Here is a 15,447-nt window from a genome sequence, read left to right as displayed (position 1 = left end):
CGGCTCGGTGCCGTACACTGCGGCGATGCCGGTGATCGTCGAGCTCCCCGTCTCGCTGCCGGAGCTGCGCGCGGTCCGCTGGACGAGCGACGCGCTCCACGCGGGCATGAAGGACTATTACGCGGTCGGGCGCGTCGAGCGCGGTCGCTGCGAGTGGTGGGGTCGCGGCAAGGTCTGGCGGAGCGCGCCGGGGTGCATCCAGATCAAGCAGCCCGGCGACGTGCACCGCGATCTGGCGCGCGACGGGGCGACGACGTGGACGATGCTCGCGCTGCCGGCGGACGACGTCGCGCAGGTACGGACGGCGGGCAAGGCGGTGCAGTTCCCGCAGCTCGAGGCGAACGACGCGCGCGCGGAGCCGTTCCAGCGCCTTCTCGATGCGGTGTGCGCGGGGGCGGAGCCGCTGGTGCTCGAGGTCGTGCTGGCGGAGGCGATCAGCGCATTCGCAGAGATCGGTCGGGCCAAGCCCGATCACACGCGCCCGGTGCGGCGCGCGATGGAGTATCTGCGCGAGCGCATGGCCGAGCCGATCCGGCTCGACGATCTGGCCCGGCACGCAGAGCTCGACAAATTCCACCTGAGCCGGGCGTTCCGCGCCCAGGTCGGGATGCCGCCGCACACGTACCTGACTCAATTGCGCGTGGCGCGGGCCAAGGAGCTGCTGCTGCGCGGGGTCCGTGCCTCGGAGATCGCGCCGCAGGTCGGGTTCTATGATCAGGCGCAGCTGACCCGTCACTTCCGCCGCATCGTCGGCACGACGCCGGCCCGCTTCGGGCGAGGCGGAGGCGACAAATCGATGGCGCTCGCAGGCACGCGACGGGACGCCGAGCGTGACGTCCTGTTCGTGACCGCGATCGCTTCGGATTGCGGCGATGCCCGTCAAGGCGAGCGCCGCTGAATCCGGCGGAGGAGCGCCGGCAGGAGCCATGAGGCCGAGCCGCTCGTCGCGTGTGCCGATGGCGGCGTGCGGCGCGGAGATCCACGGCGAACGCGAACGATCGCGCGGCGAATGATGCGAGTCTTCGTCGTCGGCGAGGTGGACGGCCTTCTAGACGGGCCGGTGGTAGCCCAGAATGACGAGCGCGTCGGCGAGGCGCTGCAGCGCCTCCGGGCCCTGTGACACGAGCTCGCGCACGGGCATGCGAGTGCGGTGGACCATCTTGGTGTGGGCGGCGCCGCTGCGGGTGATCGGGGCGCTGATGCCTTCGTCGTCGGCGAGGCGGACGACCTGGGCGATCTGCTCTCGCGATAGTTTTAATAGGGCGTCCATCAGCTCGCCGGGCGTGGGCTTCCAGCGCGTGGCTGCTTTGACCAGCGGGCGCACGGGGAGGTACGGCCGGCAGAGCACTTCCACGCGATCGATCTCCGACTTGCGGCGCGGCCGTTCGGCGCGGAGCAGCGCGAAGAAATGCTCGTCGAGGAGGCCGAGGCGTTTCAGGGTGTTGATAAATTCAAGAGCGAAAGATTCAGGCGGCGCACGGTCAGGCAAGGAGTACAGGACCTCGCGCTCGAACCTGGAGGCGATCCATCGCCGCATCTCGTCGATGGAGAACAGCGACATCAGCAGCGAGAAGAGCGCATGCATCGCGTTGCCGTGCGATGTAGCGAATGATTCTTCGACGGAGACAGCCGGCGGCACCGCGAGCGATTGGCGCGCGTGCTCGCGGGCTTCGCTTTCGAGCCGAGGATCGGCTGCCAATCGCCGCAGCGCCGCCTCGCGCAGCAGCTCCGGGGCATAGCCCATGCCGCTCGTCAGGTGCGGCCGGTCGGGGTGTTTCGGTATTTGCCCCGCGTCGAGGCGGATCACGTCGCTGCGGATCGACGCCACGTCCGGAGCCTCCTCCAAAAACACGCGGACCAGCGCGGGTGGCAGCGCGAGCGCCAGCGTCCCGTGCAGGGTGCCGGCGATCGCGTTGCGCTGCTCGTTCATGTGATGAAACAGAAATTCCCAGCTGAGCAGCTCGCGACTGTCGATGTCGGTCTCGTCGAAGTCGGTGCCGTCGATCACCGCCACCACCGCGGCGTCCTCGGCGTTGGCCGCCGGCGCGCGCAGGATGGCCCCCAGGACGCCCTCGACCCACGCTTCGTCGCGCAGGCTGCCGGACTCGCGCGTGGTCACGTGCGGGTCGTAGACCAGCACCAGCGGCGGCACCCCGCGCAGCTCGGCGACGCGGGTCTGGACCGCGTCGAACAGGCGGTGCAGGTCCCACGCGGACAAATCGTGGCACTCGAGCACCAGCAGCTGGAAGCCGTCGGCGAGCGCGATGGCCTGGCTGAGGCGCTCCAGCTCGCCGTGCGTCATGTCGTCGCGGCCCTGGCCTCGCGCAGCGCGTCGAGGGCCGCGCGGACGTCGGGGTTTTCGTACACGGCCGGGTGCAGGTCGTGCCACTGCTCGCCGTTGGCGTAGTACAGGATCGCGTTGTTTTGAAGCATGCGGTCGGCGTCGAGGCGGTGCTGCTCGTTCTCCACCGTCATGAAGCGCTGGGCGGCCACCTGCGCCAGCCACGGGATCACGTCGCGGGTCACGAGCACGCGGAACGTCGACACCAATTGCGAGAACAGCCGCTGGAACTGCTCGTCGGACAGCGGGCCCGCCGAGGCGTCGCGGATCGCCGATTGCAGCAGGCGGACCAGCTCGCGCGGGTAGCCGCCCGACCATAAGATCATCTGCCGCAGCCGCGCCTCGGCGTCGGGGCCGAGCACTTCTCCCAGGACCTCGAGCGGGACGCGGCGGGTCACCAGCTCGCGCGCCGCGGCGATCCCGGGCGCGTGCGGGCTGCCGTCGCGGGCGTGCAGCTTGACCATCGGCAGCACGCGGATCCGCGTGATGCGGGTCAGCAGGGCCGTCGGCACCGTGAAGATCACGTGGACCGGCAGCTCGAGGTTGGGCACGTTGGTGCGGAAGAAGATCTCGGCGCTGTCGAGGACGTCGTACCAGGCGCTGGTGGTGCCGCGCAGCTTCTCCAGCGAATCGAAGATCACCAGCAGGCCGCCGTGTCCGGCCGCGGCGGCGCGCTCGTCGAGCCGCTTGAGCTCGGCGCGCGCGTCGGCCAGGAACTGGCTGAGGTGGTTGCTGACCACCGAGCGCACGCGCTGGCGCAGCGACGGGCGGGTCTTGAGCTCGACCGCCAGCGACACCCCGGGCGCGACGGTGAAGTTGCCCTTGCCGAGCTCGACGTCGGTGGTGGTGAGCCAGCGCCAGAACCGCTGCAGGTAGCCGTCGGCCGGCATCGCGGCGACGTCCTTGCCCTCGGCGGCGAGCACCGCCAGCTCGGCGTCGTGGAGGATCGCCGCGACCACGTCGGCGACGTCGATGCGGCTCGTCAGGTCGAGCAGGCGCTCAGCGTCGAGGTGGATCGGCAGCAGCCCCGCGCTCTCGTCGCTGGCCAGGCGGCGGGCCAGGCGGCGCAGCTCGGTCGACTTGCCCGAGCCCGGCAGGCCGGCGACCAGCAGGCACACCGGCGTGTTCGACAGCTCGATCTCCGCGGCCAGGGCGCCCGCCCAGCTGGCGCCGCGGACCTCCTGCGGCAGCGCGTCGAAGTCGATGTTGCGCGCGTCGTCCGGGGCCAGCGACTCGTCGGGCTGGCAGCGGTTGTAGTAGTGCTTGCGGTCTTTGAACGCGAGGGGCAAGGCGGCGGATCCCGGCGACCGCCACAGGTTAGCGCATCCGGGCGCGGACGTGCCAGAACCGCGCACCGCCGGTCCGGCGGCGGCGGACGGGCCGTGGCGCCCGCGGTCGCGAGCGCCGAGGTCCGACGAGCGCGGCGGGCGCGATGCGTGGGTGTCTCGAAGGGCATGTCGCAAGAGACATGTCGAAGCCGCCTCAGGCGACCGCGCACCGGCGCGGGCGCGGTCTCGCCCAAGCCGCGCGCGCGGAACAGCCCGCGCGGCCCTGGCTCGTTGCACCGGCGCTCGCGCGCGTGATAAGAGCGGGCTGGAGGGTCGGCGATGGAGTCGGAGCTGCTGCTGGTCGCACGTCAAGCAGATCGCTCGTGTACGTTCGAGATCGAGGGGCTCACCGACAACTTCTGGGTCGTGCGCTTCAGCGGCAGCGAGGGCATCTCGTCGCTGTACGAGTTCCACCTCGACGTCGTCGCCCGCCACATCGAGGTCGGCGAGCTGGTCGGTCGCAACGCGGTGCTCAAGGTGGTCGGCGTCGGCGAGCCGCGGCTGGTCCACGGGATGGTGCTGCGGGCCGAGTACACCGGCGAGATGCGGCCGCGGGCGATGTACCGCATCACCCTGGTGCCGCAGCACTACACGCTGCTGTTTCGCACGGATTCGCGGATCTTCCAGCAGATGTCGACGCCCGACATCATCCGCAAGGTGCTCGACGGGGCCGGCATCGCCCGCCGCCGCCAGCAGTTCGAGCTGACCGGGACGTACGCCGCGCGCGACTACTGCGTGCAGTACCGCGAGACCGACTTCCAGTTCATCAGCCGGCTGATGGAGGAGGAGGGCATCGTCTATTACTTCGACCACGCGGCCACGCGCCACGTGATGGTGATCAGCGATCGCGCCGCCGGAGCGCCGCTCATCGCCGGCGAGCCGACGCTGCCGTTCCGCGTCGACGACAACGTCCGCGACAAGGAGCACGTCGGGGTGTTCCGCATGAGCGAGGAGATCCGCCCCGACCACGTGACGCTGCGCGACTTCAACTTGAACCGGCCCGACCAGCTGATGGAGGGCGACCACGCGGCGGCCAAGCCCAGCTTCGAGCTCTACGACTACCCCGGCGAGTTCCAGGAGGTGGCCCTCGGCAAGCGGCTGGCGAAGGCGGAGCTCGAGGCGGCGCAGGCGCTGAAGCGGGTCGGCCGCGGCACCAGCGACTCGCCGCGGCTCACGCCCGGGTTCGGCTTCAAGCTGGCCGACCACCCGCGCGTCGAGCTCGACGGCGAGTACCGGGTGCTGCGCGTGCATCACTTCGGCGAGCAGCCCGGGACGATCGATCACACCGCCGAACAGGCGCTGGTGTACCGCTGCGAGTTCACGTGCATCCCCAGCGCCGTGCCCTACCGGGCCCCGCGCGCGACGCCGCGGCCGCAGGTGCGCGGCGTGCAGACGGCGACGGTGGTCGGCCCGGCCGGCGAGGAGGTGCACGTCGACGAGCAAGGCCGCGTGAAGGTGCAGTTCCACTGGGACCGCGAGGGCCGGTCCGACGACAAGTCTTCGTGCTGGGTCCGCGTCAGCCAGGCGTGGGCCGGCAACGGCTACGGGGCGATGTTCATCCCGCGCGTCGGTCACGAGGTGATCGTCGACTTCATCGAGGGCGACCCCGACCGACCGATCATCACCGGCCGCGTGTACCACGGCCTCAACGCCACGCCGTACACCCTGCCCGACGAGAAGACCAAGAGCACCATCAAGACCGAGACGTACACCGGCGGCGGCTTCAACGAGCTGCGCTTCGAGGACGCCAAGGGCGCCGAGCAGGTGTTCGTGCACGCCCAGCGCGACATGGACCTGACGGTGCGCAACGACCGGCGCGAGACCGTGGGCCACGACGAGCACCACAAGGTGATGAACGACCGCAAGGCGCAGGTCGTGAAGGACGAGCACCGCACCGTCGGCGGCAACGCGATGACGAAGATCGGCGGGGAGGCGCACACCGAGGTCGTGGGCGCGTCGCACACGAAGGTCAGCGGGCCGGCGAGCGCCAGCTTCGCGCGCACGGTCGACGTCGAGACGTCCGGCAAGGCGACGGTCGGCGTCACCGGCGGCCTCGACCTCAAGATCATCGGCGCCCAGCGGGTCTCGGTCGTCGGTTCGCACGACCTCACGACGACGGCCGACAGCAACGTCAGCGTCGGCGGCGGCGCCAGCTTGAAGGCCACCGGCAGCGTGGTGGTCGAGGGCATGACGCTGATCTTGAAGGCGTCCGCGGGCATCACTCTGCAGGGCCCGGGCGGGTTCGTCGCCATCGACGCCGGCGGGGTGAGCATCGAGGGCATCCTGCTCAAGCTCAACAACGGCGGCGTGGCGCTGGCCGGCGCGGCGAGCCCGGCGGCCTCGCCGAGCTCGCCGTCGGTCACCGCGCCCACCTCGCCGACGGCGCCCACACCCGCCGAACAGGCCCCCACCGGTTGAACGAGGAGTCACGCCATGCCCCCGGCAGCCCGCGTCACCGACCTTCATACCTGCCCGATCCCCCTCCACGTCGGCGGCCCGATCGCCGCCGGCGAGCCCAGGGTGCTGATCGGCTTCCTGCCGGCCGCGCGGGTCGGCGACCCCGCCGTCTGCGTGATCGGCCAGGACAGCATCGCCGCCGGTTCGATGACCGTGCTGATCGGCGGCAAGCCGGCGGCTCGCATGGGCGACCTCACCAGCCACGGCGGCACGATCACGGCCGGGTTCCCGCAGATCCTCATCGGCGGTTAGCCGGCGGGCCACCTGTCCGAGGGGTCATGTCACATGTCTCCGAGGACACGTGATCCGGCCTCGCGGGCGAGACGCCTGTCCTTGCGGACAGGCTGACAGAGACGGCCGCGACGCGGCGGGCGCCCGCCGAGCCCGCAGCTCGCTTCGCCTGTGGCTCGCGCCTCGGGTCACGGCCCCGATCGCTGAGGTCTGCGGTCCGCTTCCAACCGCGCGGCCGATCCGCTATTGCGGGGCCGGAGGCCTCATGCGACTCGCCGCGTCATCGTCCGTCCTCGCCGCCGCGCTCGCCGGCTGCGGCGCCGAGTCCCAGCCGCCGATCGACCTCGAAGCGGAGCGGCTGTGGGCCCACGAGCACTGCTCGCTCGCCAACCCCGCGCCATACCCGCCGACGGGCACGTACATGAGCAATCACGTCGGGCGCGAGAACAGCAACGCGATCCCGTGCGCTGGCCCGCGGGCGTTCGACCTCGAGTGGCACGTGCTGGAGACCCACGCCTCGGCGCAGCCCAACACCTTCTCGCCCGACGGCAAGACGGCGTACCTCACCACCACCCCGGGCGACGACGGCTGCAACGCGTTCGCGGTCGACACGGCGACCGGCGAGGTGGTGTGGAAGCGCTGCGACCTGCCGTTCGGGACGCTGGCGTCGACGATCGACGTCGACGAGGGCGGCGACCTGTTCCTCACCGCCGGCAACACCGCGCGCGCGCTCGACCCCGCCACCGGGGCCGACCGGTGGGTCACCGAGCTGCCCAACACCAGCGCCAGCGGGGCGACCTACGGCCTCAAGTTCACGCTCGACGGCGACCTCGTGACGCAGGTGTCCGACGGGACAGTTTATCTGGTCCGAAGGACAGACGGTAAGCTGCTCGCCGCGCTGTCCGTCGCCGACGAGACCGGGTTCGTGCCGGCCGAGCCGACGATGCTGCCGACCGAGATGACGCCGGCCTACGTGCTCGCGCGCCTGCGCCTGCTCGTGGGCGACAAGCACTACGACGAGGCGATCGCCGGCCTCGGAGGCCTGCTCGGGGCCTCGGGCGGGTTCGCCGACAACACGGTGTGTACGACCGCGCGGCGCCAGGTGCTGACGGTCGGCGGCGGGCCCGACAAGTTCACCGGGGCCGCGGTGGCGCTCGACATCGTCGGGACCGCGGATGCACCTGACCTTAAGTTCAGGTGGGCGATGCCGCTGGCGGCCGGCAGCGCGAGCTCGGTGGTGGCCAGCAGCGACGGCGAGCGGGCGGTGGTCGGCGACGGCGACGGCCATATCCACATGATCGACGTGCCTGCCTGCGACGCCAACACCGACGCCGACCCGGAGCCCGACCGCTGCGCGCCGGCGTGGGTGTTCCAGCATCCGGGCGGGCGGCTGCTCGGGACCGTCGCGCTCGACGGCGACGGGACGATCTACGCCTTCACGGCCGGGCCCGAGCGGGTCGAGGAGATCTACGCGCTGCGCGACCGCGGCGACACCTACGCGCTCAAGTGGTCCAGCGACTTCGGGCCGATCGCGCAGATGACCACGGTGCTGACGGTCACCGACGACGCGATCTACGGGGTGCTCAGCCAGGTCGATCCGCTCGTGACCGTCGGCGCGCTGACGCTGCCGAAGTCGGTGAGCAACGAGGCGGTGGTGATCGACAAGGAGACCGGGGTCATCCTCCACCGCGAGAGCACGCCCGACTCGTCGCTCACGGAGCTGGTGCTGTCGCCGCGCGGCGAGCTGTTTTTGACGGCGCTCGGGCTGTACGAGATCCTCACGCTCGACCCGGCGGGGCGCGATCCGGTCGGCGGCCTGCGCAAGTACGTCGCGCGCGACTGACCGCGATCAGCCGACGCGGCGCGGCGCGGCGAGCTGTTTCTCGTACGTACCGACGAGCTCGGCGCGGGCGAGGATGCGGCCGGCGACCGCGGCCTCGAGCTCGGCGCGGGTCGGCGCGTGCAAGGCGTCGAGCCGGGTGTCGAGGGCGTAGAGGGCGAAGAAGTAGCGGTGGCGGCCGATCGGCGGGCACGGGCCGCCCCAGGCGGCGCGGTTCCAGTCGTTCTTGCCGTGGCGCGCGCCGGGCGGCAGTCGGGTGGCGGCGCCGGCCGGCAGGGCGCGCAGGTCGGGCGGCAGGTCGACGACGATCCAGTGGACCCAAACGCGGCGCGGGGCGGCAGGGTCGGGCGCGTCGGGATCTTGCACGAGCAGGGCGAAGCTGAGGGTGCCCGCGGGGACGTCGACCCATTCGAGCGGGGGAGATGTCGTCGCCCTCGCAGGTGTGGGCGCGGGGGATCGACCCCATCGATTCGAAGGCGGGAGAACGGAGCTGCATGGCGGCGGAAATGTACGCAGATCGGCGAGCGCGCCGACTGCGAATCATCACAGGCCGCGCGCGAGCCGGGCGGGTCAAGCGCTGGTCGATCGGGCGCGGCCGTCGCCGTCGACGCCGTAACCGAGCAGCTCGAGGATCCGGTAGGTGCCGGTCTTCGGCAGGCGCATGAACCCCGACCACGCCCCGGCCGCGAGCGTGCCGTCGAGCAGCCATTCGTCGATCCACTGCGCCGTGTGCCGCGGGTCCCACTGCTTGAAGCCGGCCCCGGCCTCGAGCAAGAAGCGACGATTGAGCCGCTCGTGGTGGCCCACCGGCCGCGCGCAGACCAGAGGATCCCCAGCGCCGCGAAGAAGCTCAGCTCCGACGGTTTGTGTAGAGAATGTCGGTCTCCGCCAATAAAGCGTTGAAGGCGGTGAAGTAGGCCGGCACGGATTCGGCTTGCAAGATCTGCACGCCCTCGTGCGACTCCAGTCCCGCGCGGTGGAGCTGCCCTTCAAAATTCGGCGACCGACTTGCGCACGCCGGCGACCAGCGCGAGGCGCAGGCGGCCGGCCTCGATCGCCGGGCGCATGCGGGGGAGGAACAGCTCGACCATCTCGGCCTGGGCTCCGGCGCCGCCGACGGCGAAGGTGAGCAGCGGCGGGCTCGACCTGCCCTCGGGGACAGCTCCGAGGAACAGCCGCAATTCGTCGCGGTACATCGCGCGGAAGCTGCCGGTCGGGTCGAGGCGGACCAGGCGCTCGCGCAGGCGGGCGCGCAGGCCGGCGAGGTCGGGGCCGCCGAGCAGGCCGGGCGGCAGCGGGAAGCCGGTGACGACGATCTGCGCCGGGGGCACGCCGTAGACCCGCAGGCGCCGCATGGCCCGCTGGCTGGGGACGAGGTAGCGGATCTTGCTGCGCCGGGGAATGATGGGGGCCCAGATCCGGTGGATGTCGGTGTCGGTGACGACGCAGTCGATGCGGTCGAGTCCGGCGTGGTCGGCGATCAGGGCGGGGGCGTAGAATGTGGTCAGCAGCGGTTGCTTGCTGAGCCGCAATTCCTCGACGAGGCCGGCCCCGAGGCCGCGGTCGATCATGCGCCGCAGCGCGCGGATCGACAGGTCCGGGGCGCTGAGGTCGCGGTATGGATAGAGGTGCGGGATCGCGGTCAATGCGTCGAGCACCGCGCGCAGCGGCCGACCGACCACCGGGACCTGCGAGCCGCGCGAGATCAACTCATAAAAGGTGCGCGAGCGGGCCCAGCGCTCCTGCTCGCGCGGGTCGGCCAGCGGGGCGCGGTCGACGTGCAGCACCTGCACGCCGAGCGGCTCGGCGAGGGCGTGGGCGGCCCGCAGGTGGCCGTAGCCCATGTCGATGGCGACGACGGCGGGGCGGCGATCGTAGGTCACGGCGACCTCGCCTGGGTGGCGGCCGGAGCGGCCGGCAGGGGTGCGCGATCGGGCAGCGGCCCCAGCCGCGACTCGGCGCCGATCCGCATCCAGTGACCGCGCCACTCGACGCGCCTGCGCCACAGGCCGACCCACCACAGCGCGAAGATCAGCAGGTCCTTGATCGGCGCCAGCACGAAGGCGAAGAGCGGCAGCGCTTCGCCGCGCAGGCGCTGCCACAGCGCGGCGTCGGCGACGAACTTGAGCGCGAGCCCGGCCACGGCCAGGCGCGCCGGCGATTGGCCGTACACCGTGAGCTCGGGGCGGGCCAGCGCCAGGAGCAGCAGGAGCAGCAAGAGCGGGGTCGGCTGGCCGAGCAGCTCGAGCGCGTAATAGCCGAGGTGCTGCCGGCGCCGCATCTGCGCCCAGCGCAAATGACGGCTGAGGAATCGCCGCAGGTCCCAGCGGACGTTGACCGTGGTGAGCGGAAAGGTGGAGAGGCGGACGACTCTCCCTGCCGCGCAGATCCGGCGCGCCAATTGATAGTCCTCGGCGAGCAGGTCCTTGACCGCCGCGAGGCCGCCGGCGCGCGCGAGGTCGTCCCTGTGCATCAGCATCGACTTGCCGATCACCACCGGGATGCCGGCGATGGCCTCGGCGGTGCACACCGCGGCGACGACGAAGCTGGCCAGGTGCAGGTTCTCGAGCAGGGCGCCGACGCTGCGCTCGCCGGCGCCGACGAGGACGTTGTGGACCAGGCCGACGCGCGCGTCGGCCAGCTCGTCGGCGAGCGCGGCCAGGTAGCCCGGGTCGGGGCGCACGTTGGAGTCGCTGACGAGGACGTACGGGTGATTCGCCAGCGGCAGCAATTGCGCGAGGTTGTTGACCTTGGGGTTGTGGCCGATCGCGGGGCCGCCGGCGACGATGCGGATCGGCGTGCGCGGGAAGTCGCGCCGGACCTGCGCGGCGACCGACAGCGCCGGATCGTCGGGGTCCTCGGCGCCGACGAGGATCTCGAGTGCGGGTAGTCCTGGGCCGCGAGCGCGGCGAGGTTGTCGCGCAGGCCGTCGTCGAGGCCCCGCACCGGGCGCAGGATCGAGATCGGCGGGCGCGGACCGGGCGGGCGCGGGCGCCGGCCGAGCAGCGCGTGGGTGCTGACGTGGGCGACCGCGGTGAACACCAGCGCCGCGCCGCACGCCAGCGCCGAGGCGTGAAGGAGAGGTGAGAGATCCACGTGGACGCACGCTCGCGCACCGGCGTCACGCGCGATCGACAGCCGCGCGGCGAGGTCGTCGCGAGCCGTCGACATCTCGCGCACGTGGCCCGGACGTCACGCGGCGCGGCCGAAGATTTGCGGCGATGCGGCCCGGCGGTGACGCGCGGGTGGTCTCCTGCGCCGCCGATGCACCTGCGCGACCTGGCCTTTCAGCACATCTTCTCGCGGCTGTTCGTCTACAACATCTTGTGGGAGGACAGCGAGGTCGACGAGCAATTCCTCGAGCTCGACGAGACCAGCACGGTGCTCGGGATCTCCGGCGCCGGTTGCAGGATCGCCGGCCACCTCAGCGCCCACCCGCGCAGCATCGACGCGGTCGACATCAACCCGCACCACCTCGCGCTCGCGGCCCTCAAGACCGCCGCGGCCCAGCGGCTGCGCAGCTACGATCTCTTCTATGATTTGCTCGGCCGCGGCGCTCATCCCGAGCACGAGTCGGTGATCCGCTGGCTGACCGGGACGCTGCCCGAGTGGGTGCAGCGCTACTGGCAGAAGCGGCACGCGCTGTTCCGCCGGGCGTTCTACCGCGAGGGCCTGACGGCGCGGATGTTCACGACGCTGACGCGGCTGGCCGGGATCGACGGCGCGTGGCTGCGGCGGCTGAGCACGACGCCGGTCGAGCAGCGGGGGGCGATGATCGACGCCACGCTGACGCCGGTGCTGCGCCACCCGCTGGTCGCGCCGGTGCTGCAGAGCCCCCTCAACCTGGTGGCGATCGGCGTCAACTTCGCCCAGCGCGACCGGATCCTCGAGTCCTCGCGCTCCGGGATCGTCGACTTCCTGGTCGATCACGTGAAGCGCGTGGCGACCACCGACCTGGCCCGCAACTGGTTCGCCTGGACCGCGATCGCCGGTCACTACAATCACGACGAGCCCGACGCGGTGCCCCCGTACCTGCGCCGCGATCGCCACGCGCGCTCGTTCGGCGCGCCGACGCGGACGCGCTTCCACCGGCGCAACATCTTCGACGTGCTCCGCGACGCCGGGCCGCACACGTGGTCGCATTATACGCTGTGCGACGCGCCCGACTGGATGCCGGCGCCGGCGCAGCACAAGCTGTTCGCGGAGATCCTCCGCACCAGCCGCGACGGCGGGATCGTGATGTACCGCAGCGTCGAGCCCCACTCGCTGATCGCCCGCCACGGGCTCGAGCGCCGGCTGCAGCCGCTGTCGGCCCGCAGCTCCGCGGCCGCGCGGCTCGACCGCTCGCGCCAGTACCAGGGCGTCAACTACTACAGGATCGTCCATTGACCCCCGAACAGACCGAACACCGCGTGTTCCTCAACCGCTATTACACGGCGGCGCGGCCGATCTACGACGTCACGCGGAAGTACTACCTGTTCGGCCGCGACCGCGCGCTCGAGGAATTGCTGGCTTCGCCGTGGGCGTCGCTGGTGGAGGTGGGACCGGGGACGGGCCGCAACCTCGAGATCTTGCAACGCCGCCGGCCATGGGCGCTGTACGGCGGGATCGAGGCGGCCGACGCGATGCTCGAGCGAGCGGCGGCGCGCTGCCCGTGGGCCCGCTTCCAGCGCGCGTTCGCGGAGGACGCGGACTACGCCGCGGTGCTCGCGGCGCCGCCGCAGCGGATTCTTTTCTCGTATTGCCTGTCGATGGTGCAGCGGCGCGAGGAGGCGCTGCAGCGCGCGCTCTCGCAGGTGGCACCCGGCGGCGAGGTGCACGTGGTCGACTTCGCCGACCTGCGCGGCTTGCCGCGCCCGCTCGCCGCGGGGCTGCGCGCGTGGCTCGAGCTGTACCGCGTGACGCCGCTCGAGCCGGGCTGGCTGGCGGGGCTCGGGGCGGACATGGTCTTGGGGCCAGGTCGTTACTACGTGCTCGCGCGCCTGCGCCGGCCGCGGTGATTCATGACTGCGGCGCGGCGAGCAGGGCGGCCAGCTCGGTGCGCGTGGTCGGCAGTCGATCGTCGCGCAGGAGGAAGTGGCGGTCGGGGCGCGCCCTGCTCCGGTGAATGCGCGGCTTCAGCCGGGCGGGACGAACTCGTCGCAGGCGTAGTCGATCACGCCGACGGCCTCCTGGAAGAACGGGCTGTAGTCGGGGGCGCAGATGCTGTCGATGATGCCGCGCTCGCCGAAGTAGCCGACGAACTCGGTCATCTTGGCGGTGGGGATGCACTCCTGGCCGGCCGTCTCGGCGTCGCCGTTGAGCGAGAGCATGACGATCGCGGTCTCGTTGCCGCCCTTCAGCGCCAGCAAATCATTGTACCAGCTCTGCGGGGTGCCGGGCGAGCCGTTCTCCTGCTCGTCGGAGATCATCGTGACCACGAGGACCGCGTCGTCGCGCAGGAAGCCGGGGTGACAGCCGCCGGCCTGGGTCTGCGGGCCGAGGGCGGTCAGCAGGGCCTCGGCCGGGCGCTCGTTGGAGTTGCCGGTCGCGCCCATGTCGGCCACGCAGTCGAAGGTGCCGGGCAGGTCGCCCTGGTCCTGCGTCATGTAGCGCTCGCCGCCGTCGATCGGGCAGGCGACGGGCGGCCCGCCGGCGCCCTTGTTGCGGCCGGCGCCGAGCGTCTGATCGCAGGCCTCGGGCGCCGGCGGCTCCATGCCGCAGATGATGTCGGGGAAATAGACGGTCAGGCAGTTGTCGCCCGGATCGTCGGTCATGCATTTATTGTGGCACTTGTCCCACTTCTCGCCCCACTTGTCCTGGTCGTCGGTGTCGATCACCATGATGTGGTAATCCTGCGCCTGCACCTGCGACTGGATGGTGCTGATGAAGCCGGGGAAGCTGTTGGCGAGGTTCTGCTGCTCGTCGCCCATCGAGATCGAGTTGTCGAGCACGAACAGGAAGTCGACCTTGGTGCAGCCGTCGCCGGTCGGCGGGGCGCCGAAGTCGGCCATCGCCAGGTCGAGCTTGGGGGTCGAGGAGTCGTTGCTGGTGGCGCCGGCGGTCGGCTCGTCGCCGCTGTTGCCGCTCGTGCCGGTCGGGACGCCGGAGTCGGAGTCGGTGCCGGTCGATTCGCCGGTGACGCCGGTGGCGCCGGTGTTGCCCTGCGTGTTGGCCCCGGTGACGCCGGTGGCCCCGGTGACGCCGGTCGCCTGGCTCGCCCCGGAGGTGCCGTCCTCGGCTGGACCGCAGCCGACGCCGCAGGCGATCGCGCCGGCCATGGCGCTCATTCGTAGGCTCCGCTCGCGGATGATTCGCTTCATTTCAGGCCAGGATCGCCCGGCCGTCGGAGGAGTGTCAATATGTCTGGAGAGACAGGTCGCGGGGCCTTAAAGCCGCGGTCCGCGAGAGACAGAGGCTGCGCTCGCAGGCGTCCGGACCGCGGCTCGGTCCCGATCTCGCAGGCGCCCCGGCAAAGCGCACGCGCGCCGGCGAGAGGCGGGCAATTTCTTCGTCGGGGCCGGTTACTTCGCCGGCATCCGATGATGCGAACCCTTCTTCTCAGCACCCTGATTTGTGGCACGGTCGCCTGCTCCGGCGGCTCGGAGGCCGAGACCGGGAGCGCCACCCAGGCGGGCACGACGGCGGTGGAGGCCGAGGGCGCGTGCGAGTGCGACCCGGAGGCCGAGGACGCGTCCTGCGGCGAGCAGCTGTGTCCGGTGGCGTTCCTGCACTGCGAACGCGACTGCGCGGCGTTTTCACAGGGCGACGAGGAGATCGAGCACATGGATTGCGTGCTCTCGGCGATGCAGGCCCGCACGCCGGGCTTCGTCGCGTGGGTGTTCACGCAGGACGTGGCGCCGAGCTGGAGCTGGACGGGGCTGCAGATCTTCGCCGACGGCAGCGCGGCGATCCTCCGCCGCGCGACCGCGCCCTGCCAGGCCGAGGGCCCCCGCCTCGTCCGGACCCGACGAGACGGTGCTGCTCGCGGACGTGGCCTACTTCGACGCCTGCCTGGCCGAGCCGGACCCGATCGCGCGCTTCCGCTGCATGCAGGAGCCGGTGAAGACGGCGCTGTCGGAGTGCGCGCCGCGGGTCGTCACGTGCGAGTGACGCGCCGCGAGCGGCAGCGGGACGAAGGTGGATGCCCTCGCGCCTTCAGCGGAGCCGGTGGAGTCGCGCTGCCGGAGTGAGCGCCTCGGAACGACACCTGCGAGTGACGCGCTGCGATCGGCGGCGGCGCGAAGCGACATGTCCTCCTGGGCATGTCC

Annotated in this window: 13 protein-coding genes and 1 pseudogene; 7 read left to right on the top strand and 7 right to left on the bottom strand. The window is 71.5% G+C overall.

Annotated features, from left to right (window positions below; translation table 11 throughout):
• Positions 1-25 precede the first annotated feature (25 nt).
• Complete coding sequence (locus OV079_RS30920) at positions 26-898, top strand: helix-turn-helix domain-containing protein (RefSeq protein ID WP_338088951.1); 873 nt, start codon at positions 26-28, stop codon at positions 896-898.
• Positions 899-1,048: 150 nt separating this feature from the next.
• Here the strand turns inward: OV079_RS30920 and OV079_RS30915 are convergent, their stop codons facing one another.
• Positions 1,049-2,140 (bottom strand): hypothetical protein, encoded by a 1,092-nt coding sequence (locus OV079_RS30915; protein ID WP_267772632.1) that lies wholly within the window; start codon positions 2,138-2,140, stop codon positions 1,049-1,051.
• A gap of 158 nt (positions 2,141-2,298) precedes the next feature.
• Positions 2,299-3,630: an ATP-binding protein gene (locus OV079_RS30910; RefSeq protein ID WP_267772630.1), complete on the bottom strand. Its 1,332-nt coding sequence runs from the start codon at positions 3,628-3,630 to the stop codon at positions 2,299-2,301.
• Positions 3,631-3,948: 318 nt separating this feature from the next.
• Here OV079_RS30910 and OV079_RS30905 point away from each other — a divergent pair, with 318 nt between their 5' ends.
• From OV079_RS30905 to OV079_RS30895, 3 genes are all read left to right on the top strand, one after another.
• Positions 3,949-6,087 (top strand): type VI secretion system Vgr family protein, encoded by a 2,139-nt coding sequence (locus OV079_RS30905; protein ID WP_267772629.1) that lies wholly within the window; start codon positions 3,949-3,951, stop codon positions 6,085-6,087.
• A gap of 15 nt (positions 6,088-6,102) precedes the next feature.
• The gene (locus tag OV079_RS30900) at positions 6,103-6,378 is read left to right on the top strand and encodes a PAAR domain-containing protein (protein ID WP_267772628.1); all 276 of its coding nucleotides are present in this window, start codon (positions 6,103-6,105) and stop codon (positions 6,376-6,378) included.
• 244 nt (positions 6,379-6,622) lie between these two features.
• Positions 6,623-8,200, top strand: a complete 1,578-nt coding sequence (locus tag OV079_RS30895) for an outer membrane protein assembly factor BamB family protein (RefSeq protein ID WP_267772626.1) — start codon at positions 6,623-6,625, stop codon at positions 8,198-8,200.
• A gap of 6 nt (positions 8,201-8,206) precedes the next feature.
• Here the strand turns inward: OV079_RS30895 and OV079_RS30890 are convergent.
• From OV079_RS30890 to OV079_RS30875, 4 genes and pseudogenes are all read right to left on the bottom strand, one after another.
• Positions 8,207-8,693 (bottom strand): annotated as a pseudogene (locus OV079_RS30890) (YbhB/YbcL family Raf kinase inhibitor-like protein).
• A gap of 74 nt (positions 8,694-8,767) precedes the next feature.
• On the bottom strand, positions 8,768-9,004 hold the full coding sequence (locus OV079_RS30885) for a hypothetical protein (RefSeq protein WP_267772625.1): 237 nt from the start codon (positions 9,002-9,004) through the stop codon (positions 8,768-8,770).
• Between the two features lie 182 nt (positions 9,005-9,186).
• Entirely contained in the window at positions 9,187-10,080 is an 894-nt protein-coding gene (locus tag OV079_RS30880; RefSeq protein ID WP_267772623.1) for a glycosyltransferase family protein, read from the bottom strand.
• On the bottom strand, positions 10,077-11,255 hold the full coding sequence (locus OV079_RS30875; protein WP_267772622.1) for a glycosyltransferase: 1,179 nt from the start codon (positions 11,253-11,255) through the stop codon (positions 10,077-10,079). Before OV079_RS30875 ends, OV079_RS30880 begins: the two co-directional genes overlap by 4 nt.
• Before the next feature lie 206 nt (positions 11,256-11,461).
• On the opposite strand from OV079_RS30875, the gene OV079_RS30870 reads away from it, so the two are divergent.
• Both OV079_RS30870 and OV079_RS30865 read left to right on the top strand, forming a co-directional pair.
• Positions 11,462-12,586 carry a DUF3419 family protein gene (locus OV079_RS30870; protein ID WP_267772620.1) on the top strand — a complete coding sequence of 375 codons (1,125 nt, stop codon included), beginning with the start codon at positions 11,462-11,464 and terminating at the stop codon, positions 12,584-12,586.
• A complete protein-coding gene (locus OV079_RS30865; protein WP_267772619.1) occupies positions 12,583-13,197 on the top strand; it encodes a class I SAM-dependent methyltransferase in 615 nt (204 codons plus the stop codon). Before OV079_RS30870 ends, OV079_RS30865 begins: the two co-directional genes overlap by 4 nt.
• Positions 13,198-13,314: 117 nt before the next feature.
• On the opposite strand, the gene OV079_RS30860 is transcribed toward OV079_RS30865, so the two are convergent.
• Complete coding sequence (locus tag OV079_RS30860) at positions 13,315-14,457, bottom strand: hypothetical protein (protein WP_267772618.1); 1,143 nt, start codon at positions 14,455-14,457, stop codon at positions 13,315-13,317.
• 697 nt (positions 14,458-15,154) lie between these two features.
• On the opposite strand from OV079_RS30860, the gene OV079_RS30855 reads away from it, so the two are divergent.
• Positions 15,155-15,289 carry a hypothetical protein gene (locus OV079_RS30855; protein ID WP_267772617.1) on the top strand — a complete coding sequence of 45 codons (135 nt, stop codon included), beginning with the start codon at positions 15,155-15,157 and terminating at the stop codon, positions 15,287-15,289.
• Positions 15,290-15,447 lie beyond the last annotated feature (158 nt).

Origin of the sequence: Nannocystis pusilla, assembly GCF_026626665.1 — a bacterium.
GTDB lineage: Bacteria > Myxococcota_A > Polyangia > Nannocystales > Nannocystaceae > Nannocystis > Nannocystis pusilla.
Note: the sequence above shows the minus strand (reverse complement) of the source record. Positions and strands in the feature narration are given on the sequence as shown.